This is a genomic window from Mucilaginibacter sp. SMC90 (assembly GCF_022811725.1).
Taxonomy (GTDB): Bacteria; Bacteroidota; Bacteroidia; order Sphingobacteriales; family Sphingobacteriaceae; genus Mucilaginibacter.
In genome coordinates this window covers 3,348,841-3,369,927 of record NZ_CP094527.1, presented here as the reverse complement: position 1 = coordinate 3,369,927, position 21,087 = coordinate 3,348,841, and the positions used below count along the sequence as shown (strand labels likewise).

Here is a 21,087-nt window from a genome sequence, read left to right as displayed (position 1 = left end):
TAGGCATTACAATTTATCTAAATTTCTAAGTTATGTTAAACAACAAAAAAAGCTTTTTACAAAAAGCAAGAATTGCGATGGTTGCTATCGTAACCATTATGAGTGTTGGTGGTGCTTACGCTATGAATGCGCCTAAACACCAGGCCGGTACTACCTGGGGTGTAGTTGCAACAACCGCCAACTCTTATCAGGTTACGGCGCTAACTGCTAACTCACATTGTAATTCTGGCAGCACTGTTTGCGAGATACAAACAGAATTGCAGCCGAACGCAAGCAAAATGATTCCTAAAAGCCCCACTCAGGTAACTGAAATCGAAGGTACGTTTGTGAGGTAAAAAAAACCGGGATCGGTTGTTTAAATTGATCCCGGTTTTTCATTATTGATTAGCAGCCATATTAATTGCCGTAATTAAGGCAGATTTGTCCCTTAAGCTATCACCTGTTTTAAAAATCTTTTGATTTTTATCGATGATAAAGATCGAAGGAAAACTATGTATATCGTAATATCGGATAGTCTCATTTGACATACCTTGACCGTTAGTGTAAAGATTAACCACATTGGCTGAAGTGTACTTATTTGATCTTACACTTTTCTTCCACTGTATTTCATTCTTATCGATGGACACGGAGACAAAAATCACGTCAGATCGACCTTTAAATTCCTCCTCCACATTGGCTAAAGCATTATTGAAGTAATTTATACAGTTCGCGCATCCCGTGTACCAAAAATCCATAAATACGATTTTCCCTTTAAATTGATTGAGCGTTACATTTTTACCATTCATATCTTTCAAGGAGAAGTTGTACGCCACTTGACCGATTGAAATTTTCCATAATTTGTCAAGCTGTTCCTTCCCCTCTGCTGTTGTAATCAGCGGAGAAATACTTCGTAAATAAGCTTCTCTGTCCATCATAGAAGCTGAAAAATAATTTGCAGAGATTAACGCTATCCGTTCTTTAATCATTTTATCGGATATGCTTCTAAAATATTTTGCTGTACTGTCGGGTGTAGATTTGCCCGAGCATAAAAGGGATACAGTACGATATTTTTCTAATTCTGCAACCCAAAAATCGTAACTGTTATATAAGGATTTCCTTCGAAAAGATGACCATTTTACTGTATCGCACCTATCCAATTGTTCAGCAAATTTTAATCTTGATGCAACTGAGGCTTGCCGAAACTGTCTACTTACTGCATTGTTTATTATAGCCAACTCCGTTGATTTAACGGAATAGAATGCGTGCAACCTTAATTCTTCCAAGGCTTGATCATCAATTTGTTTGGAAAAATGAGAAAGTTTAGTGCTTAATTCATCTCTAATCGCATTAAACCCATTCCGCATATTGTAGGTCAAGTCAGCATTCAAATAATCGTTTGCTAAATCTTTACTTTGTTTAATTGAATCAATACCGGCCCGCAACTCATACTTTAATGCTCCTTTTCCCTTGAACCGAATCTGGTAATTATCTACTACAGCTGAGCCACTTCCGTATTTTGGTTTCCTGGCAATTTTTATGGTTATTGAGTCCCTCGATTGCGCATAATAATTCGACAATATTGCGAAGGTACGATTGCCTTTAATTTTTTTGCCGGTACCATTATTCAAGTCAACGATTGAGATGTATAGCCCGGCTTCTTTTTGTTTTTGAGTCAGATCTATATAAAATCTATAATGTCCTTTATAATCGGCATCAGCAACAATATCCTTAAACTCTGTTGTTCCGGCTAAGTTGAATATAGGCGTATTAGTCGAAATACTTAAGCGTAATTGATTGCCGTTTTCCGCCTCCGGATACTTCACAGATATTTCAACCAGTTGTCTTTTCTTAGCATTACAAATGTCAATAGAGAATGCCGACAATGGCAATAAAAGGACGGTTATAATGATTAACAGTGTAAGTCTGCATTTATTTGATATCCTTTTCATTTAGCGTGGGTTTTGTTGAAGCCCTTGAAGCAGAATTTCATCTACTGGTAAGGGTAATACATAGCGGTTATCGTTCGGTGCTAAAGTATAGGTGACACCTTTATAAGTTCGTTGTAATGTTTTTGCAAAACGGGGATCTTGATTTAACCGTCTTAGGTCTTCCCATCGGATATTACCTGTAAGAGGTAATTCTTTTCGTCGTTCAGAAAGAATTTTGGAAAGTAATGCCTCGGGATCAGTATCTGTAAATGGTTTAAATGCAGCTGTAGTAATCCTTTTTTGAAGTAACAGGTTCAAATCAGCGAGTGCAGAAACAGTATTGGCAGTTCGTGCAGCCGATTCGGACCTGATCAGATAAATTTCATCGTTAGCGATACCGCAGAAGTTGTTTGCTCTCGCAGCGAAACCGGCTTTGGGTCTGTAAAAGCCTTTTCCATCAGTTGTAAAAAACAAGCCTCTTCGTAAGTCTGAATCGTCGTAGGTGTTATAAAAGTTAGGATCAATTTTACCTAAAGCATAACTTGCATTGACCGTCATCGAGGTGCCATAGCAATAAGCATAAAAGCCTATTTCCCCATTACCTTGAGCAAACGTTGGGAATGGTGCAGTTGACGTTTGGCTAAGCGTGTTGAAATCTAATAAATCACCATTGAGTTTCAGGGCAGCATCAGCGTAATTGAACGCGTTCAGATAATCGCCCATCGATAAATAAACTTTTGCCAATAATCCGTTGGCAACTGGTTTGGCTGGCCGTGTTTTATATAGCGGTGAGGTAGCCAACAATGATATAGCGAGTTTTAGATCACCGATCATTTGGTCGTAGCATTGCTGAACATTGCCACGAGATACTTTGACATTTACGTCTAATGTTAATCTAACAGGAATGCCCGCGTCAACTGTGGCTGTTGCTTTATTGTATGGTTTGCAGTAAAGTTGAGATAGCTGGTAAAATGCAAAAGACCTAAAAAACAGCGCCTGTCCTTTGATATTGTCTGCCTGTACCTGGTTGCCGTCGAGGTTTTTAAGTTTGGAGAGCCCATCCAATACTACGTTTGCATATTCGACAGATTGATATAAGTAATACCAATCATACGCTGTGGCTCCCTGATAAATATCTTTGGCCCATAAATATGTATTTCTTTCCAACTGAGGTTCCGCATCCAGGTTCACATCAGGCACATATAAGTTATCAGTACCCATCAGGCCAATTATAGAACCATAAGTATTAAATTGGGTAGCATTATCAAGTATAGCTTGGAAGTCTGCCATCGTTTTTGGGGTTACATCAGACTTTATGCTTTTTACATTTAACCAGTCATCTTGCTTTTTACAAGCATTTATAATAAGGGATAGTACGCATATACTGAAAAGTATCCGCTTATATTTTGAGGTATATAAGATTGTCATTTTAAAAAAGATTAAAAATTTGCATTGAATCCTATGGCCATAGTAAATGGTGTAGGAATTGAATTGAATCCTAAAGCAGAGATATCGGGATCTATGCCATATTTATTTGCACGCCAAATAATTCCAAGATTGCTTGCATAAGCGAACACCTCTATTTTTTTAAATGGTAATGTTTTTAAGGTATTCTTATCTAATACATAGGCAAACCGAACATCCAGCAGTCGAATATTATCTGCTTTATCCACCAATACACTGCTGTATCTATAAAATGTATTTCTATTGTTATTTGACGGATATATTACTGATGGTACGTTTGTTAAGGCTTCGTCTCCGGGCTTTTTCCATCGTTGTTGATAATCAATATTTTGAGAACCGGTTGCCGAGATGATATCTGCAGCATTGATGCTTGTTGAAGGTCTTCGAAAGAAATAGCCAAATTCAAAACCGATGTTCGCAGATAAGGATAATGGACCGTATGAAAATTCATTTCTAATAGAGCCATATACAGTTGGGCGTAATGATCCATTGTATTTTAAACTATCGGAATTGAAGTTATTAATGATAGTTGTATAGTCTTTACTAATCTTACCATTTAAATAGCCTTGCGGATCGCCATTTGTCGGATCGAGTCCGGCCCACTTGTAGCTGTATAGTCCATAGATAGACCGGCCAACAACGGGCATGCCGGATACAGATTGAATAGAGGTATTGGTTAACGATTGGTCATAGCTGACTACCTTATCTTTTAAGGTGCTAAATAAGAGACTGGTAATCCACTGAAACTTGCCAGTAATATTTTTACTGTTTAGCGTAATATCAAACCCTTTTGTTGTTGTTGACGCCGCATTGCCGTTAAAAGCTAAAAAGCCACTTGAACTAAAAAGCGGAATTCTTTCTATCAGGTCTTTGCCATCTTTGATATAATATTCAATTGTTCCTGTAACGCGGTTATTGATTGTCCCAAAATCAATGCCCCAATTTATATTCTTCACTTTTTCCCATCGTAATTCAGGGTTCGGTGCTGTAAGGTTTAAGATCGCTGTTGCACCCGTAATTTGGCTTGCCCCGTACCTACCTGTAACATAAGCTGAGCCATTGTAAACATTGCCGTTAAAACCATAACTCGCTCTTAAACGCAAGCTTGGCAACCAATCTATTTTGTAGAACTTTTCTCTTGCGATATCATAAGTTGCACCTATTGACCACAAGGGCGTCACCCGGTCATTTGTTTTAACCCCGAAGATGTTTGAGCCATCTTTACGACCACTTGCGGTCAGCGTGTATTTACTATCATAGGTATATGCGAGGTTTGCAAAATAGGACAAATACCGATTTGTTGAGCCATAAATGTTCCCGCCAGGAGATGGTATAACACCGTAACCAGATGGATTGATCAGCACATAGTCGCTATAATTGAGATTTTGAACAGCTGTACCAAATTCGTCGTCGTAACCCAGTAAATTTCTATTATATCCAATATTTTGGAGCTGTTTTATCTCTGCACCGGCTAAACCAGTAATTTCATGTTTATTATCAAAAGTTTGATCATAGTTTAGTTGAGCACGCCCATTATTGGCTATTAATTGATTATTGGAGAGATTCAATATACCGCCAACGGGTACCTGATATGTTGGTGAAGCGCCGGGATTCAATTTTGTAAATTGATTGATCAAGGTACGTGCGGCATATGTATCCTTGTTTTGATAATTCCTTCCACCAACTTGTTGATTTTCATTTTGGTACTGGAGGTTGATATTCCAATGCTTCAAAAAGCGGTAGGTAGCAGCTATATTGAGTACCAGATCATTTACTGTCGTGGTGTTATCACCGAAGCCTAACTCATCAAGGGGTTTATAAAGCCAATTAAGCAAACCGCTGGACGTTGCTTTAGTTGCATAGCTTGCCCGATAATCTTTCGTAATGGCCAAGTGATTTCCATCGTTGTCGGCAAATTGAGCATAAGGATATATTCCCGCAATATTGCCTCCGACGGAGATTCCAGTACCATAATTTAGCGCATTGTTTAGAGCAGTGACATTTCTGCTATAATTTAGACCAGTCGTAATCGATAAATTTGTAATTGGGGTATAAACGTTCTGTGCATTTACCGTCAACCTGTTAAATCCATTTCTGATCAACGGGTTTTGATTATTTACATAGCCCAAAGACATTGTATATGCATTCTGCTCACTGCCTCCTCGCATTCCAATGGAATATTGCTGATTAACCGATTTTCGATAGATGTATTTTTCGTAATCCCTTCTAACATCCTGATTCATTAAAGAATTAATCCTTGCTGCTGCATCTGCTTGTGAAATGGTGCCGGCCTGGCTTGCGGCGAGTAAATCAACTACAGGAGAAACGGGAGTCCAATAAGAAACATCATTTATGGCGGTATTAAAATAGCCTTGCTTAAAAAGATCAGTTTCCAAGGCTATATAATCCGATGATGGCAGAAAATTCCTATCGTAGTATAAATTTGGTTTATTCTGAAATGTCAGTGTTCCATTCACCTCAACTGACATCTTCTGATTTTTACGGCCCTTTTTAGTAGTAATTACAATTACGCCATTACCTGATCTCGCGCCCCAAATGCTTGCTGCTGCGGCATCTTTAAGGATCGTTATATTTTCTACATCGTTGGGGTTGATATTACTTAAATTTCCTTCATAAGGAAAGTTATCTACTACGATGAGTGGATCTCTACTAACATTACCAGAGAGTGTACTAACTCCCCGAATATTAATGCCGAGAAACCTGGAGTCCGAACCTGTGGCGATATTGGTATTAGCTTCACCATTAAAACGCAGGCCACTTGCAATACCAGAGAGGCGGTTGAGAATATTATCGCCAGGGTTTCTATTTAATAATTTGTTATCAATTAGATCGTATGATCCGGATGATCTTTCTTTTGGGATATTTTGATAGCCAGTTGAAATAACCACCTCGTTAAGGGAGGTTTGATCAGGAATTAAAGTAATATTGAAAGGCCCTGTTTTCCGTTGATCAAAACTTATTTCTTGTGAAGCGTAGCCAATAAATACAATTCGAAAAGTTCCGGTGGTATCACTGGTACGAAAGTAAAATACACCTGACGGATCTGTTTGAGCGATTATCTTATTGTCGAGATAAATGGATGCCCCGTTCAGTGGGAGCTTTGTTTCTGCGCTTATTATAGTGCCATGAACAAGTTTTAAGTTCCGGCCATCTGTTGGCGAAGAATTTTGTGAAGACAGATCACGTTTTTCAGTATTTATAATTTTCGACTTAATCACAATTCGATTTCCAATTATGTCGAAGTCTAAATCAAGTGGAACAAGTAAGTCGGTAAGTACTTTTTTTAATGGTTGATTTGTTTCATGCAGGCTTAACTTCGCATTTAGGTTTCCACTTACATTACTATAAATAATACCCACTTTGGCTTTCTTTCCGATTATCGTTAAAACATCCTTGAGTGGTTTATCGGTTACATCAACCGAAATTAATTTACTGAGATCCTGACCAAAAGCTTTGTTAGTCTGAGTCAGAGGGATTAAAACGAATAGACATAGAGCAATAAGACATATTCGTTTAAAAGCTAATTGTAAAAAAGGTCTAATAGGCATTTTAAAGTTGCGTTTAAATAGTGTTTTGAAAATTGCATAGGGAACTTGATTTAGGGCTGCCGGAGGCCGCCTCACATAGGGATGGAAAGGCAATAGCTTTCCCATGAAGTAAATTTTCATTTCTTTTTAGTTTTTAAATTCTTGACTGGAAAAGTGGTACTGTGCTGGCTATTGCAGCTTATGGTTTCGTTTTATTTAAGGCTCTTTACAACCACCATTAATGACAAATCCCCCGTTCTCTTCAATGACATTTCCATTGATAGAAACGGAAATTTGCTTGAGAATGACGGATAATGGTTGTGATGTATCGAAGTCTCCGAAACACAGGCAACTTGAAGTATTGTCGCCAAGTTTGATCGACGCGTCATAATATCGTCGTAAATCTGTTATGACCTCTTGAATAGGTGTGCCATTATATGATAGTATACCTGATTTTCTATTTAAAACAGACTGGACTTTAGACGAACTAACAGTTAGCTCTAAATCGCTTCGGTTAAAGAGGACTTTTTGCCCAGGTTTTAGGATAACATTTTTAGTAAGAGCAGATTGAGGTTGATTGGAACTTACCTTCACTATGCCGGTAACTACAGAAACTGAAAATATCTTGAGATTACTATAAGAGGTAATATCGAAGGAAGTGCCAACTACCTCCGTTTTCATGTTTCCGCTATGTATGATAAATGGATGTGCCTTATCTTTTGCAACCTGAAAAAAAGCTTCGCCATCCAAACTAACCTCACGAAATTTACCTATTAACTGATCCCGGTATTTAAGTTTGCTGGATGGACAAAGCCATATCGTAGTTCCATCGTAAAGTTGTATTCTTTTTTTCTCACCAATATTTGTCGCCAGCATTTTGAAATCTGCTCTGATCGTTTTATTTACTGTGAGTTCAGAGCGGTAAATGAGATAAATCGTAGCGCTGGCCATCAAAATAAATACTGCCGCCGCAGATAAAAAGATTTTAATAAACCTGGTACTGAAATCATTGTTCTTATTGCTCTTCCCGCTGACATCTTTAACCGAGGCCAAAAGCGACATTTTTACAGTTTCGATAGCTTTCTCATTTACAAATAGGCGGTCAGCCGCAGCCGAATCACCCTTTAATTCATCCGCTATGAAATTTCTTATTAATAATTCGTTCTCGGGCTTTTGAATTTCACTAAATAATAATGCTGCTTCAACTGCGGTGCATTGATCGTTTAAATATTTATCAAGGAGGGCTTTTAAATCCACTTTATTCAATGTCGTTTAATGCTATTATCCGAATTGAATTAATTCTCACTGCTGTGAATTAAAAATTATTTTAGATGGTTGAAAATTTTAGGGATTATTACCAGGAGAGCCAAATGTTGATTGGCAAGAAAATACTGCTTTATTGATTTGTTGGCTTTTACCAGGTGGTCGTTGATGGTATAAACGGAGATCCCGAGCAGTTCACTTACTTCTTTGTAGCTCTTTTCTTCTAAGCGACATAAGGTGAAAACAATCTTGCGTTGAGGGGGCAAGCTTTCTATCGCTTTATTGATGAGTATTTTGGTTTCGCTTTCGATTATTTTATCTTCTACTGGTAATACGTAGTCGATATTATTCTCTATTAACTGCTCAATAAGTCTTTGATCCTGAGCAATTTTTCTAAAATGTTTATATACTAAGTTTTCGGCGATTTTAAAAAGATAGGCTTTTATTGGTTTCTCGGGGTCGAGTGTATCGCGTTTTGTCCAGATTTTTAGGAAAACATCTTGAAGAATCTCCTGAACGATTTCTTCATCCTTAATGATGCGCAGAATTCTGCTGTAAAGATTGCGGCTATGTATATCGTAAAATTTTTCAAAGGCAATTTCGTCGCCATTTTTTATCGCGATGACTAAAACCTTTAATTCTTCATCGTTGAGTACCATAACTGCCTTGACTATCCACTCATATATAATTAGCGTCCAGGTTCGGATTGTGCTTTACGTGGGATTAGTTAACCCTTCCTTAGTTTCGGCTGCATTGTTAGCCTGGTGAACGTTGTACGCAGCAGCCACCAGGCCAATTAACTGATCTAAGAACAGGGCAAGCTTTTCGTCGGAGATTTCCGCTTTCTGGTTGCAATCTTTTAATGTCCAGCATTGAAAGATTTTCCAGGCGAACACCTTCATGGTTTCAGGAGTATTGACTACAAAAAAATTAGCCAATACATCTTTAAAAGGTGTTTCTAAGGAAGGACTGTTATCGAAATTTATTGCTCCCATACTAAACAGTTAATGTTTTGTCGAATGTAAATGCCATAGGGCGGACTCAACTTACCGAAACAAGGTACCCGCGAAGGACCCACCCACGATAAGCGAGCCCACACCTATGGCATATACCTATGGTATGGGCTATCACTTACGTCTCGCGGGTAGAAATTTCGCGGGTTTCTGTTCCGAGACAAAAGCAATTGCTTCAATTATTACGAGAAGAATTGCAAAACAAATATAATAATTTCAATTAAAAGTGGAGTTATACCTCCAATTTTAATTGAAATAAACTTCTGAACTTCCCATCATATTATTGGTGATGGATTTAGACATCGAAAACATAAAAAAAGAGTTTGCAAAAAACCTTGCTTCAGTCCGGAAAAAGAAGAAATTAACTCAGGACACTCTTGGCATCAAATGTGGTTTTGCAGACGGTTCCCAAATTTCTCAATGGGAACGAGGATTGTATGATTTGCAATTGTCACGAATAATACTTCTTGCTAAGGCTCTTGAAGTAGATCCGAAGGAATTACTCAATTTCACTATTTAGGTTTTAATCCAACCTAAATGAATAACCATATATATTAGCCCCCATAATAACAATAAAGCTATACCAAAATATAGCTGTCTACGATTTTTATTGCCAGTTTTTGTGGCAATTGTCGGCGGCAATTTTTTGTCGTCCTTAGTCCTCATTCCTTGCTAAATGAATGGCATTCAGTTGTTTTTAGAATACCGGGTTTAATCAATTGGTCTCTAAATATACCTACAAAATTATTAAAAGTGTTGTAATATATTACAACACTTTTAAGCAGTAAAAAGTCAATTTTCGCTTTTCTTAATTTTTTAAGTGGAGAGCGAAGCACATAAATTACTTCTTACAAGCTTTGGAAAGCATGTTGCTTCGCTGCGCAAAAAGAAAAAGTTGTCTTATCGCAAGGTTGCACAGCAGTGCGAATTGGAGTTTTCTACGATCAAAAAATATGAGAAGGGCGAGTTCAATATGACTTTTATCAGCTTGAGTGAGTTGGCTAAGGGACTTGGCATACCTCTTAAAGAATTAATGGATTTTTAATTGTGTCGTTGAAAACCGATAGTCGGTTGTGAATTAATTACATTTTCTTGGCTCTATTTTTCCTTATTTATTTTTCACTCTAACACTTTTCTCGTCTTCCTTAATTCGAAGCAGGTGCATGCGCGAAGATTTTAGGTAATGCTAAATCTTAAAATTTGCGTTATCTACATTAAGAATTCTACCGAACTTCGTAAACTATCATCGCACACCTCATGGATTTTGAATTAACATTACGATACCTATACGGAAAACCTCAATCTGATTTTGATGCTTTATTGATCCACCTCGAAGACATGATTGATACGTTTGAAAGGAATGTGGAAGCAACAATGACGCTTTATGGCCAGTCATATCTAAGTGAGAAAGAAAAGATTAAAAATACTTTTAGAGTGCAATGGAAAGCAGCTAATGAAGTTTACAAGGAAGCATATGAAGAAATCTCGGGTGATGATAGCGAAAAGAACGCTTGGGCAGCGCACAAAGCCAATTTCGCCTATATTGAAGGAGAAGAGCAATCAGCTGAAGAATTTGTCGATAGAAATCATCGAGAAATGATCGACCATTATAACAAATCTGCCACTGCTATGCTGTATTCTATACTGGAGGGGCAGTTCAGGAGATTTGCGGAGTTATTGAGGCTGTTAGGGAATCATATTTTGACGGTAGAAGATCTGGTACAAAAGAACTACCTGGATGGAATCGTAAAGTATCTTGAAAAAGTGATCGGACTGAACGTAACGACTATTAAACCTTACATAGAAAAACTACAACCTTTAAGGCTTTTGAGAAATAAGATCATGCACAACAATGGCGAGTTTCCGGATATTGAAGGTACCGAATTGTCTAAATTCGTTAAAGACTCTAATCATATGCTTGACTGGGAGCAGGAATTTGACGAAGCTGCTTTATGGACAGAGACCGTTGATGAGGTTAAACGTTACTACGTTTTGCGTATCAAAAACATCGAGTTCTTACAGCCGTTTTACAAGCTGATTCGGGAATTTTTTAATGAATTATTTTGGCTGGCTGATGAACATCTCAATCATCAGCCGATTGCGGAGCGGTTAAAATATGCTGCTGGCTTTGTGGGTAGAGAAATACGGGTAGAAAGTACAACTATCATTGAAGTAGATAAAGGGAAAAAGATCAAAGCAACTGTCATTAATGATGGAGAGGATGAACCAAAATCGTTTGATTTCAGCATTACCGTAACCCGTTCATCAAAAAACAAATTTGAGGTAATTAACCAGGTGCCCAATGCAGATAGATTGGATCGTTTGGCGGCATATATTCAAAAGAATCCGCACATCATTTTAAAAAGCGTGTTACAAGGCTTCAATATTGGCAACCGAACTACAGCCGTAAATGTAAAATTTTGCTAATGATTAGTACGTCTTTGTATAACTGGCCAACCTTTCTTCCAGCGCAAGCGATAGCAAAGGTTTGACCAGTTGTAAAAACAATTGTCTCAATTCACTGATTATTCCTCTTTAAAATACCCTTCGGTTTGATAGACAAATTTTAAAGTCAACCACCACGCATAGATGGCATAATGCTCGATACGGCGTTCATCCATGAAGCCATGCATCAATTCATTTCTAAAATTAACATTGGAGCTATCAAGGAAAAAACTTTGTAACTCCACTATAACCTCCTCGCCAAATACGCCGGTTAACTTTTGCAGTACCCCGCCAAATGTGTTTTCAAACTCTTCGTCTTGGTTGTAGTTCGTTACCGATATTTTTTTTAGCTCAGCCACATGCCGAAAGCTATTCTCAAGCTGAGGAACTAATAAGTGAGCCGACAATAAAAAATCGTTTTCAAAACCTGCAGCCAAACCACGTGCATAAATCCTAAGCCGGCTATTGGGTATAAAGGAACTTTTTATATCCACCAGATTCTGTAGCATAAATTCTTCCGGTGGGATACCAAAAATATCCATCTTATTTTTGATCATTTTCAAGAGGATAATCAATATTTCTCTGGCATTTAACCGTGCTTCATTCATTTTAGCAGCGTCGCCCTTAGTTGTACCGATTGGCTTGCCTTTAGTGGACAATCGGATATAAGTATCAAAAAATTGATCGAAAAATGTGGGTTCCGGCTTTGCGCCAGAAGGATTAAAAAGACTTTCTGTTAAAACAGGTATGCCTAACAACGTTCGCCAACCATCTTGAAAACTATTAATATTCATCTGGTTAACGGTTTCAAGAAGTTTGTCGTAATCAATTTCCGGGCTTATTTTAGCACCACCAACCGCTACCATTTTGATGTCATCCAATCGTGCAGCTTCCAATTTCGCGATTAAACGTTTTTTTACTTCCTGGCCTTCCTGAACATCGAAAACCAAATTCAGCGCAGCAGACAATTTATTTGAAAGTGTTGGATAATATGTATTGGGCTGACGTTCGGCAACAATCTGATCAGCTTCCTGCTCCAAAACAAGTGCAGCTTGAACATGGCGTTCTTGCTCATTAAACACGCCTATGCCCTGTAACCCATCTACACACCAAATTGCAGATTGATATTCCCTTTTTGACAAATATTCAGCTTTACGTTTCTCTAACAGATTTTTAAGCAGATTCTGGCTTTCTTCCTTGCCAAAAACAATTGTTAACTCAAAACAAATCCGGGAAAGCCAATAAGGAGAAGGTTTGCTCACAAGGATAGGTTTAAGGCGGTCAAAAATATCGGTTAACTGCCCACTAAATATTGCCTTTGCTTGTTTGATAACTGCCAGGTATCTAACCAAATACTCGAAATCTTCTTTGATCGAAAAAATATCATAATAGTAGCCAGCGACATTTTTGAGATGTTTGCCAATCAGTGTGCGATTAAGTACTATTTGTATATCCAGTACTCTGGCAAGTAATTCTTTATTATTAGTAATTGGTATGATGTCGATTTTAGTAAAGCGCTCTACCGTTTCGGGTTTATAATTTTCCCTGAGCATTTCTTCGCTAATCTGTCTGAGATCCATTTTCAGGATTAGCAGCAAATCGTCGATCAATTGCTTATCGAAATCACTTTTATTTTGAAGCTGCCAAATCGCAGCATGTAATTTACCTTTAAAAATGCCGTCAGGCACGGTTAACTGAACTTGTTCCATGGTGATTGAAATTATAGAACAAATTACGTAAATAGATGCGCAGTCTATCTGCGCAGTAAAATCAAAACAAACTCTAAGGTTGTTTTGACAATTCATCCCTTACCATAAAACGGTCGTTTACCACTCAAAGAGATGGCGTCAACTATGTATTATGTTAAGAAACTGATATGCTTAAAAAGCCTTAGTTTGAGGTATATCGTATTGACCGCGTTTTACTCAAATAATTGCTGACTTCCAGTATAATATGTCTTACGTTTATCAAGTTCTGCTTTAAGAATAGGTTCACCGTTAAGCGTAAGTGTTTGTTTCGGGCGGTGTACCTGTAAAAAATCGCGCTCTTTTTCAGTGATGGTGTCCGGGAAAAGAAAAAGAATGTGATTTTCAGCATCTGTTAATACTCCTCTGATTGCCTGACTAAGGATTTCAATATTGCTCTCAGGAATTTTATTGGCTTTTGAAAAAGGCGATATTTTTGCGGCGTAAAGGATTTCATCCACATAAGCGTTACCTATACCCTGAACTGTTTTACCATCGGTCAATACCGTTTTGATCGGCTTTGCACTTTTTTTCAAAGCAGATTGCAGATAGCCATCCGGCATTTGCATGGCATCGGGCACTGGGGAGATAACCGGATCAAGGGTTAACATTACTGATTTTTGCCAGTCTGTTATTGCTAACCCGGTACCATCAGAAAACAGCAATTCCACGATAGTAAACTTGTTTTCATTCTTGCCTTCATACCAGTGCATTGAGCCATAAAGCATCAGATGTAGTCCCAATAGGTGATTTTGCCCGAACTCAAAGAATAGCTGTTTGCCGATTCGTTTCACTGCCGTTAATACTTGGCCTGTAAGGGCTGCATCAAAATCGGCTTCAGTCGTTTTGATTTTGCGGGAAACAAGTATATGGATAGCGGTAAGCGATTTACCAACAAGGCGTTTGGTCAGGTTCGCGCTAAATACGTTCAAATCTGGAATTTCAGGCATAAGAATTTGCTTTAATTATTTGTATTCACTTTCGACGTGCAAGCCGATTTCTTCGATGATTGAGTCCGGCAATATAACCCCGGATTCCTGTATCCACGTCCAATCATCCGTATGAGCGATCGTCGCCATAAACCGGCCATCGAAAATCACCTCATAACCTTGTGGCTGCATGACTACCTTACAGTTCACGACTTTTCCAGCATAAACCAAATCAAAATTAAATGCTGGGTTTTGCTCTTCCATTATTATTTAATCAAGGGTGTTTCCTGGCAGATTGATATTTAGGCCCAGTTGGTTATTGAGCGTTGTTATAAAAAATTGATACAAGGATAGCGAAGGTGCGTCACCGGCATGAATAAAAAAGTATAGTGACTGAAGTCCCTTTTCCTTCCATATTTTCAGACGTTTGGCCCACTCTTCCAATCTTAGATAATCTATACGATCATCACCACAGGCGACAAAACGGATAAACGCATGTGGCGTAGGTAATTCCATGTGCAGGCAATCCCTTCTACCCAGGGTATCAGTGATAACCGCGCCTATGTTTGTTTCTTTCAAAAAACTAAAAAGATCACCTCTATGCCGGGGATCAATCCAGTTTTTATTTCTGACCTCAACAAATAGCGGAACGTCGGTTGGCAAAGTAACTAAGTATGCTTTGAGGTCGGAAAAGGTTTTTGGTGAAGTACCTTCGGCCATTTGAAGAAATACAGGACCAAGATTTTCCCTTAACACCGCGATGCTCGTGTAAAATTCGTCCGTTTGCTGTTCTACATTTTTGAACCTGCGGATATGGGTAATGCTCTGCGGGAACTTCGGGCAAAATTTAAAATCTGCCCTGTCCCTGACCAACTCTTTCCAGGCGGCCATTCGTTCCGGCGGCATCGTCTGATAAAAAGTGGCGTTGAGTTCGATGGCATTAAAGTGCCTGACGTAATATTGTAGGAAATCCTTGTCTTTGGTGTAATGGGGATAGATGACTCCTGACCAATTTTTATACCCCCACTTAGGTGCCCCAACATGCGCTACAAACGGGTTGGCATTCTCTTCGCTTGCTAATGTGGCCGTGGTCAGGTTAGTATCTGCCGGTAAATGATAATCGAAGCTTGAAATATCTATATTTTCTTTCCCAAAGTTCATAGGTCGAAGTTATGTAATGATTTTAAAAAATATGGGGCTTAGTCTTCGGGTTGCACGTGATCAGAACAAATTGGATTGCACTTGAGGAGGTTCATCCTGGTCGTAAACAGGCAACTTTCCACCCCAATCGTAGAACGCGTCCCGCTCTTTACCCTCCGGCTGTGCTTTACCTCCCCGAATCGAGAATACCGGATAGTGCTTAATTTGATCCGATGGAATGCTATAGTGAAAGATTTCATCAATATCATCATCGCTTAAGTCATCCAATACCCATGCCTGTTCCATTTCTTTAGTCAGAAATAAAGGCATGCGGTGTTTGTTGTCGCCATCGTTATGAATCCAGCTCATCTTCTCGTTAGCCCCGCGAGTGAGCATGGCGAATGAAGCAAAACTGTATATTTCGCCCGTAGAATGATCGACCTCCTGACTTACCTGGTACAATGCCGGAACATAAAACTGTTCACGACCAACGAGGCTGACATGATATGGGATTTTGTTTTTAAAGCCTTGAACTTTACGATGTTCATAGATACCGGTTGCCGGAATAAGGCAGCGGTTCTTGCGTAACTTATACCAATAGGATCTTTTATCTTCAATGACACGCTCGGAGCGTGCATTTACGTAGTTTCTTCGTTGTATTTGCCGTTGCTTGGGATCGTCAACAAATATCGGCACAACACCCCAACTCATATTAGCCAATGCCAGCATCTGCCGGTTAACTACTATTGGATGAGTGGGAAAGCTCTCGCATGTCACATGGATCATATCATTTGGATAATGCGCCAGATCGGGCGACAGTTTGATTCCTTGGAAATCCTTGGTGACTATTTGTATTTCTGAATGAAAGCTAATATCCCTGCACATGAGAATTTATTTAATCATATCATAAAAGAGCGCCGTGTGACTTTGATCGCCTGAACTGATCTCCGCTTTTAATCGCCCGTATTCAACAAATATACGCACATCGTAGTGATCTTCCTTTTTCATGCGGATATGATGGATATACGCTGAAACGGCTTTGGCATAGGCTTTTTGCAAACGTGCTTCATGTTTCGCATCAATGGTACCGGCAAAAAAAACGCCGATACCTTCAGCCGGCTTGAGCAGTTTGATTATATTTTGATATTGAGTGAGATCGAGCAGGTTTTGTGCTTTACCTTCATTAGAACGCAATTCACGTTCATGCAAATGCGCTTCATATTCCTGTTCATAAGCGGAAAGCAGAAACGTTTTCTGTAAGGGCTGTCCAGGCCATTGAAAACGCTGGATGACCACATGCGGTTTACCCATCGCCATCAGTTTCCGGATCGTATCCTCCTTGATGCGTAAAAATGGATTATAAAACAAGTTATCAGCCATTTAGCCTATCCTCCAAAATTATTTTCAAATATAAACAATTTGCTAATATTTTTAGTATTAGTTTTGTTCTCCGTTTTCTAAACGAACAAAATCAATCATGATGTGATTAAAAACTGATCGTGTAATAATAATTCAAGGGCATAAATGAGCACAGACCGCCAAATCATTCACATGGACCAGGATGCATTTTTCGTATCCGTCGAAGTTCGCAAAAATCCTGAACTGATAGGCAAGCCGGTAATCATCGGTAGTTTGTCGGATCGCGGTGTAGTGGCCTCGTGTAGCTATGAAGCACGAAAATTTGGTATTCACTCCGCCATGCCCGCAAGGATGGCCCGTATGCTTTGTCCTCATGGCATCTGGATCAGAGGCAATATGGATGAGTATTCCAAAGCATCCCATGAGATCACGGATATCCTTAAAGCAAATGTGCCGCTGATTGAAAAAGCCAGTATTGACGAGCATTATATCGATATGACCGGCATGGACAAGCATTTCGGAACCCTGCGTTATGCTAAAGAATTGCGCGCCATGGTCATGAAAGAAACGGCGTTGCCCATATCATTCGGGTTATCGGTCAATAAAACAGTTTCCAAAATGGCCACCAACGAATGTAAGCCAAATGGGGAACTGAATATAGAAAAGGCTGTTGTACAGCCTTTCTTAAACCCTTTGTCCATTCGGAAAATCCCCGGTTTGGGCGAGAAAACCTTTGTGAAACTGAGTGATATGGGTATCAAGCGGATTCACGAACTGGCGCAGGTACATCCCGAATACATGAACAGCATACTGGGAAAGAATGGTATTTGGCTGTTACAGAAAGCGCAGGGTATCGATGAATCGCCGATCATTCCTTACCAGGAGCAAAAATCCATCGGTACGCAATCCACATTCAAAAATGATAGTATCGACCTGGTATCGATTAATTATTTACTAACCTCTATGGTGATGGATCTGGCTTTCGAGCTGCGCCAAAAGCAAAAACAGGCCGCTTGTGTAACCGTGACAGTGCGTTATTCGACGCGGGAAGATGTGACGAAACAGGCCACTATCCCTTATACTGCTTTGGATGCTCCGCTCATCAAAAAGGTTAAAGAGCTTTTTAAACAGGCTTATCAAAAGCGATTGCTTATACGTCTGGTTGGTGTGCGGTTATCCAATCTGGTCAATGGCTTTGAACAGATAGATTTATACACGGAATCAGAAGAACAATACAGTCTTTGCCAGGCGATGGATAAAATCCGTCGCCGGTTTGGCCCCGATGCCATCAAGCTGGCGTCAGGTATCAATCTTAATTTATAGTGAGCCATGTATCTGAATGTCCACTCCCAATATAGCTTACGCTACGGCACAATGTCGATCCCGGCATTAGTGGAGGAAGCTATTGCGCGTGGTGTAACGCAAATGGTGCTCACGGATATTAACAATTCAACGGGTATTATGGAGTTTATGCGGGAGTGCGATGAGAAAGGCATTAAGCCCATTGCCGGCATGGAGTTCAGGCGGGATAAAAAGCTGCTATATTTCGGCATTGCGCGGAACAAGGAAGGAATGAAGGAGTTGAATGATTACCTGACCGAACACAACCTGGAGCAGAAGCCCCTACCTGACCTCGCACCAGCGTTTACAAATGCTTATATCGTTTACCCATACGGCCACCAGGAACCGCTGAAAGAAAATGAATACCTGGGCATTCGTTACCATCAGCTTAACCGGTTGTTTAACACTGATCTGACAGGCATCAAACAGAAACTCCTGGCTCTACAGCCGGTGTTCGTAAACGATAAGATCGAATATCGCTTACATGAATATTTGCGGGGTATTGATCTGAACGTCGTACTGACCGAGGTTACACCGGACGATAAATGTGCGCCAACTGATATGTTTCTTCCGCCAGGACAGTTAGAGGCTAAGTTTGCCCGGTATGCTTTTATACTGGATAATACACGCAACCTCATGAACAGCTGTGTGATGGATTATCCCAAAGGTCGCATCAATTTAAATCGGAGAACATTCACCGGTAACAAAAAAAACGACCGGGAGTTGCTGGAGAAGCTGGCCTTGAGCGGTATGGAATACCGTTATGGTAAATCTGACAAAGAGGCGTTGCGCCGGGTTAGGCATGAATTGAAGGTTATTTATGAATTGGACTTTTGCGCCTACTTCCTCATCACCTGGGATATTATCCGGTATTCCAGTTCTCAGGGCTATTACCATGTTGGCCGGGGTTCTGGCGCTAACAGCATTGTCGCGTATTGCCTGAAAATAACTGATGTGGACCCGATTGAGCTGAACCTTTATTTTGAACGGTTCCTGAATGCGCAACGGACCTCACCGCCTGATTTTGATATCGACTATTCCTGGGATGAACGGGAAGATGTGCAGGATTATATATTTAAGCGCTACGGCAGTCAGCATACTGCCTTATTAGGCACGATGTCAACTTTCAAAGATCGGAGCATTATCCGCGAAATTGGCAAAGTAATGGGCCTGCCCAAAGCTGAAATTGATGGTTTTACTGATCCAACCAGGCTGGCTTTCAATCGTGATAACGATGCCTTTAAAAAGATCACCGCCATTTATGAGCGGATGGCCAATATGCCTAACCAGCGCTCGATTCATGCCGGTGGCGTGCTGATTACAGAAGAACCCATTACTTATTATACCGCGCTTGATCTGCCTCCAAAAGGGATGGCTACCGTACAGTGGGATATGTACGAAGCGGAGAAGATTGGATTTGACAAATATGATATCCTCAGTCAGCGGGGAATCGGACATATTAAAATGGCGGTTCAACTGGTTGAGGAAAATCAACAACGTAAGATTGACATTCACCAGGTCAAAAATTTCATGAAAGATCCGGTGGTCAACGCCAATTTGCGGGTTGGAAACACGAAAGGTTGTTTTTATATCGAGTCTCCGGCAATGATCCAGCTAAACCGTAAGCTGGGGTGTGATAGTTATCTCGTGTTGGTCGCCGCAAGTTCGATTATCCGGCCAGGCGTAGCCAGTTCCGGAATGATGGGCGAGTATATTAAAAATCATCACGCACCGGACCAAGTGAAATACCTGCATCCGGTGATGAAAGAACAGCTTGAAGAGACCTATGGTGTGATGGTGTACCAGGAGGATGTAATTAAAGTTTGTATTCATTTCGCAGGCATGGACGGAACGGATGCGGATATCCTCCGGCGCGGCATGAGCGGCAAATACCGTTCAAACAAAGAATTTGACCGGTTGGTGGAGCGTTTCCATGAAGGTGCGTTGAATTTGGGCCGTCCGGAGGCAGTAGTTAAAGAGGTGTGGCGGCAGGTTGCCTCTTTTGCGGGTTACAGTTTTTCCAAAGCACATTCGGCCAGCTTTGCTGTAGAAAGCTATCAAAGCCTTCACCTGAAGACCTATTTTCCGCGGGAGTTCATGGTTGCAGTGCTGAATAATTACGGGGGATTTTATGACCGGGCGTTGTACGTGCAGGAGTTGCAAAGGTCGGGAGGCATTGTTCATTTGCCATGCGTGAATAACAGTGACAGCCTGGTGAATATTTCAGGAGTCGATGTTTATCTGGGATTTGTCGGTATTCACGGCCTAAATGAGGAACTTATTGAAATGATCCCGGCAGAACGCCGTCAAAATGGGTCATATCAAAGCTTAGAAGATTTTGTAAAAAGAACGGGGATTGGTTTAGAGCAAACGATCACGCTGATTCGTGTTGGTGCGCTACGATTTACAGGAAAAAGTAAAAAGGAACTGCTTTGGGCGATACACCTGTTATTAGGTGCGAAAACAAAGCCTAATAATAATGCGGAGTTATTTAAGGTTGAAACTAAGAATTACTCCCTTCCTGTTTTGGTCAATACGCGGTTAGAGAATGCGTATCATGAACTGGAGTTGCTGGGTTTTCCCGTTAGCATGACCATGTTTGAACTTTTGCAAACAGATTACAGAGGTGAAATCTGTGCGAATGATCTGATCAATCATGTTGGCCAGCAGGTAAAAATGGTAGGCCTGTACGTATGTGAAAAAACAGTTCATACGAAATACAATCAAAAAATGTGGTTTGGTAACTTTCTCGATGTAGAAGGCAACACATTCGACACGGTACACTTTCCTAACAATACCCCTACTTATCCATTTCGTGGGGCCGGATGTTATTTGATACTTGGGAAAGTTGTTGCAGAGTTTGGGTTTGCCAGTTTAGAAGTGCTCAAATTTGCCAAACTGCCAATCTTCCCAAATCCCGTAATTTCTTAAAC

The 21,087-nt window shown here is 40.0% G+C and carries 18 protein-coding genes; 6 read left to right on the top strand and 12 right to left on the bottom strand.

Annotation, left to right across the window (positions count from 1 at the left end; translation table 11 throughout):
• Window positions 1-32: 32 nt before the first annotated feature.
• Window positions 33-335 carry a hypothetical protein gene (locus MTO98_RS14250; protein ID WP_091207578.1) on the top strand — a complete coding sequence of 101 codons (303 nt, stop codon included), beginning with the start codon at window positions 33-35 and terminating at the stop codon, window positions 333-335.
• 42 nt (window positions 336-377) lie between these two features.
• Here the strand turns inward: MTO98_RS14250 and MTO98_RS14245 are convergent, their stop codons facing one another.
• From MTO98_RS14245 to MTO98_RS14220, 6 genes are all read right to left on the bottom strand, one after another.
• The gene (locus MTO98_RS14245; RefSeq protein WP_091207584.1) at window positions 378-1,928 is read right to left on the bottom strand and encodes a TlpA disulfide reductase family protein; all 1,551 of its coding nucleotides are present in this window, start codon (window positions 1,926-1,928) and stop codon (window positions 378-380) included.
• Window positions 1,929-3,335, bottom strand: a complete 1,407-nt coding sequence (locus MTO98_RS14240; RefSeq protein WP_091207586.1) for a RagB/SusD family nutrient uptake outer membrane protein — start codon at window positions 3,333-3,335, stop codon at window positions 1,929-1,931.
• A gap of 11 nt (window positions 3,336-3,346) precedes the next feature.
• On the bottom strand, window positions 3,347-7,060 hold the full coding sequence (locus MTO98_RS14235; protein WP_091207589.1) for a SusC/RagA family TonB-linked outer membrane protein: 3,714 nt from the start codon (window positions 7,058-7,060) through the stop codon (window positions 3,347-3,349).
• Between the two features lie 75 nt (window positions 7,061-7,135).
• Window positions 7,136-8,176 (bottom strand): FecR family protein, encoded by a 1,041-nt coding sequence (locus MTO98_RS14230; protein WP_243487932.1) that lies wholly within the window; start codon window positions 8,174-8,176, stop codon window positions 7,136-7,138.
• A gap of 65 nt (window positions 8,177-8,241) precedes the next feature.
• Window positions 8,242-8,841 (bottom strand): RNA polymerase sigma factor, encoded by a 600-nt coding sequence (locus tag MTO98_RS14225; protein ID WP_091207595.1) that lies wholly within the window; start codon window positions 8,839-8,841, stop codon window positions 8,242-8,244.
• Window positions 8,842-8,895: 54 nt separating this feature from the next.
• Window positions 8,896-9,177 carry a hypothetical protein gene (locus MTO98_RS14220; RefSeq protein WP_091207597.1) on the bottom strand — a complete coding sequence of 94 codons (282 nt, stop codon included), beginning with the start codon at window positions 9,175-9,177 and terminating at the stop codon, window positions 8,896-8,898.
• A gap of 307 nt (window positions 9,178-9,484) precedes the next feature.
• On the opposite strand from MTO98_RS14220, the gene MTO98_RS14215 reads away from it, so the two are divergent.
• The 3 genes from MTO98_RS14215 (at window position 9,485) to MTO98_RS14205 (ending at window position 11,622) form a co-directional block, all read left to right on the top strand.
• Window positions 9,485-9,715, top strand: a complete 231-nt coding sequence (locus MTO98_RS14215) for a helix-turn-helix domain-containing protein (protein ID WP_091207600.1) — start codon at window positions 9,485-9,487, stop codon at window positions 9,713-9,715.
• 300 nt (window positions 9,716-10,015) lie between these two features.
• Complete coding sequence (locus tag MTO98_RS14210; protein ID WP_091207602.1) at window positions 10,016-10,240, top strand: helix-turn-helix domain-containing protein; 225 nt, start codon at window positions 10,016-10,018, stop codon at window positions 10,238-10,240.
• A 212-nt stretch (window positions 10,241-10,452) separates the two neighbouring features.
• Window positions 10,453-11,622 (top strand): hypothetical protein, encoded by a 1,170-nt coding sequence (locus tag MTO98_RS14205; protein WP_143065071.1) that lies wholly within the window; start codon window positions 10,453-10,455, stop codon window positions 11,620-11,622.
• A gap of 98 nt (window positions 11,623-11,720) precedes the next feature.
• Here the strand turns inward: MTO98_RS14205 and MTO98_RS14200 are convergent, their stop codons facing one another.
• The 6 genes from MTO98_RS14200 to MTO98_RS14175 all read right to left on the bottom strand — a co-directional run bounded on the left by MTO98_RS14200 (window position 11,721) and on the right by MTO98_RS14175 (window position 16,822).
• Window positions 11,721-13,349, bottom strand: coding sequence for a DUF4209 domain-containing protein (locus MTO98_RS14200; RefSeq protein WP_167667794.1), 1,629 nt, complete (start codon window positions 13,347-13,349; stop codon window positions 11,721-11,723).
• Between the two features lie 212 nt (window positions 13,350-13,561).
• Window positions 13,562-14,335 (bottom strand): DNA-formamidopyrimidine glycosylase family protein, encoded by a 774-nt coding sequence (locus MTO98_RS14195; protein WP_091207611.1) that lies wholly within the window; start codon window positions 14,333-14,335, stop codon window positions 13,562-13,564.
• Between the two features lie 15 nt (window positions 14,336-14,350).
• Window positions 14,351-14,578, bottom strand: a complete 228-nt coding sequence (locus MTO98_RS14190; protein ID WP_091207613.1) for a hypothetical protein — start codon at window positions 14,576-14,578, stop codon at window positions 14,351-14,353.
• A 6-nt stretch (window positions 14,579-14,584) separates the two neighbouring features.
• Window positions 14,585-15,475, bottom strand: coding sequence for a DUF72 domain-containing protein (locus tag MTO98_RS14185; protein ID WP_091207616.1), 891 nt, complete (start codon window positions 15,473-15,475; stop codon window positions 14,585-14,587).
• Between the two features lie 60 nt (window positions 15,476-15,535).
• On the bottom strand, window positions 15,536-16,339 hold the full coding sequence (locus tag MTO98_RS14180; RefSeq protein WP_091207620.1) for an SOS response-associated peptidase: 804 nt from the start codon (window positions 16,337-16,339) through the stop codon (window positions 15,536-15,538).
• A gap of 6 nt (window positions 16,340-16,345) precedes the next feature.
• The gene (locus MTO98_RS14175) at window positions 16,346-16,822 is read right to left on the bottom strand and encodes a hypothetical protein (protein ID WP_243487261.1); all 477 of its coding nucleotides are present in this window, start codon (window positions 16,820-16,822) and stop codon (window positions 16,346-16,348) included.
• A 156-nt stretch (window positions 16,823-16,978) separates the two neighbouring features.
• Here MTO98_RS14175 and dinB point away from each other — a divergent pair, with 156 nt between their 5' ends.
• Window positions 16,979-18,136: a DNA polymerase IV gene (gene dinB, locus MTO98_RS14170; protein ID WP_243487260.1), complete on the top strand. Its 1,158-nt coding sequence runs from the start codon at window positions 16,979-16,981 to the stop codon at window positions 18,134-18,136.
• Between the two features lie 6 nt (window positions 18,137-18,142).
• Entirely contained in the window at window positions 18,143-21,085 is a 2,943-nt protein-coding gene (gene dnaE, locus MTO98_RS14165) for a DNA polymerase III subunit alpha (protein WP_091207628.1), read from the top strand.
• The last annotated feature ends 2 nt before the right edge of the window (window positions 21,086-21,087 follow it).

Bases quoted from the DNA above. Each gene is read 5' to 3' on its own strand.
- MTO98_RS14250 (WP_091207578.1), top strand. From the start codon at position 33: ATGTTAAACAACAAAAAAAGCTTTTTACAAAAAGCAAGAATTGCGATG.
- MTO98_RS14245 (WP_091207584.1), bottom strand. From the start codon at position 1,928: ATGAAAAGGATATCAAATAAATGCAGACTTACACTGTTAATCATTATA.
- MTO98_RS14240 (WP_091207586.1), bottom strand. From the start codon at position 3,335: ATGACAATCTTATATACCTCAAAATATAAGCGGATACTTTTCAGTATA.
- MTO98_RS14235 (WP_091207589.1), bottom strand. From the start codon at position 7,060: ATGAAAATTTACTTCATGGGAAAGCTATTGCCTTTCCATCCCTATGTG.
- MTO98_RS14225 (WP_091207595.1), bottom strand. From the start codon at position 8,841: ATGGTACTCAACGATGAAGAATTAAAGGTTTTAGTCATCGCGATAAAA.
- MTO98_RS14220 (WP_091207597.1), bottom strand. From the start codon at position 9,177: ATGGGAGCAATAAATTTCGATAACAGTCCTTCCTTAGAAACACCTTTT.
- MTO98_RS14215 (WP_091207600.1), top strand. From the start codon at position 9,485: ATGGATTTAGACATCGAAAACATAAAAAAAGAGTTTGCAAAAAACCTT.
- MTO98_RS14205 (WP_143065071.1), top strand. From the start codon at position 10,453: ATGGATTTTGAATTAACATTACGATACCTATACGGAAAACCTCAATCT.
- MTO98_RS14200 (WP_167667794.1), bottom strand. From the start codon at position 13,349: ATGGAACAAGTTCAGTTAACCGTGCCTGACGGCATTTTTAAAGGTAAA.
- MTO98_RS14195 (WP_091207611.1), bottom strand. From the start codon at position 14,335: ATGCCTGAAATTCCAGATTTGAACGTATTTAGCGCGAACCTGACCAAA.
- MTO98_RS14190 (WP_091207613.1), bottom strand. From the start codon at position 14,578: ATGGAAGAGCAAAACCCAGCATTTAATTTTGATTTGGTTTATGCTGGA.
- MTO98_RS14185 (WP_091207616.1), bottom strand. From the start codon at position 15,475: ATGAACTTTGGGAAAGAAAATATAGATATTTCAAGCTTCGATTATCAT.
- MTO98_RS14180 (WP_091207620.1), bottom strand. From the start codon at position 16,339: ATGTGCAGGGATATTAGCTTTCATTCAGAAATACAAATAGTCACCAAG.
- dinB (WP_243487260.1), top strand. From the start codon at position 16,979: ATGAGCACAGACCGCCAAATCATTCACATGGACCAGGATGCATTTTTC.
- dnaE (WP_091207628.1), top strand. From the start codon at position 18,143: ATGTATCTGAATGTCCACTCCCAATATAGCTTACGCTACGGCACAATG.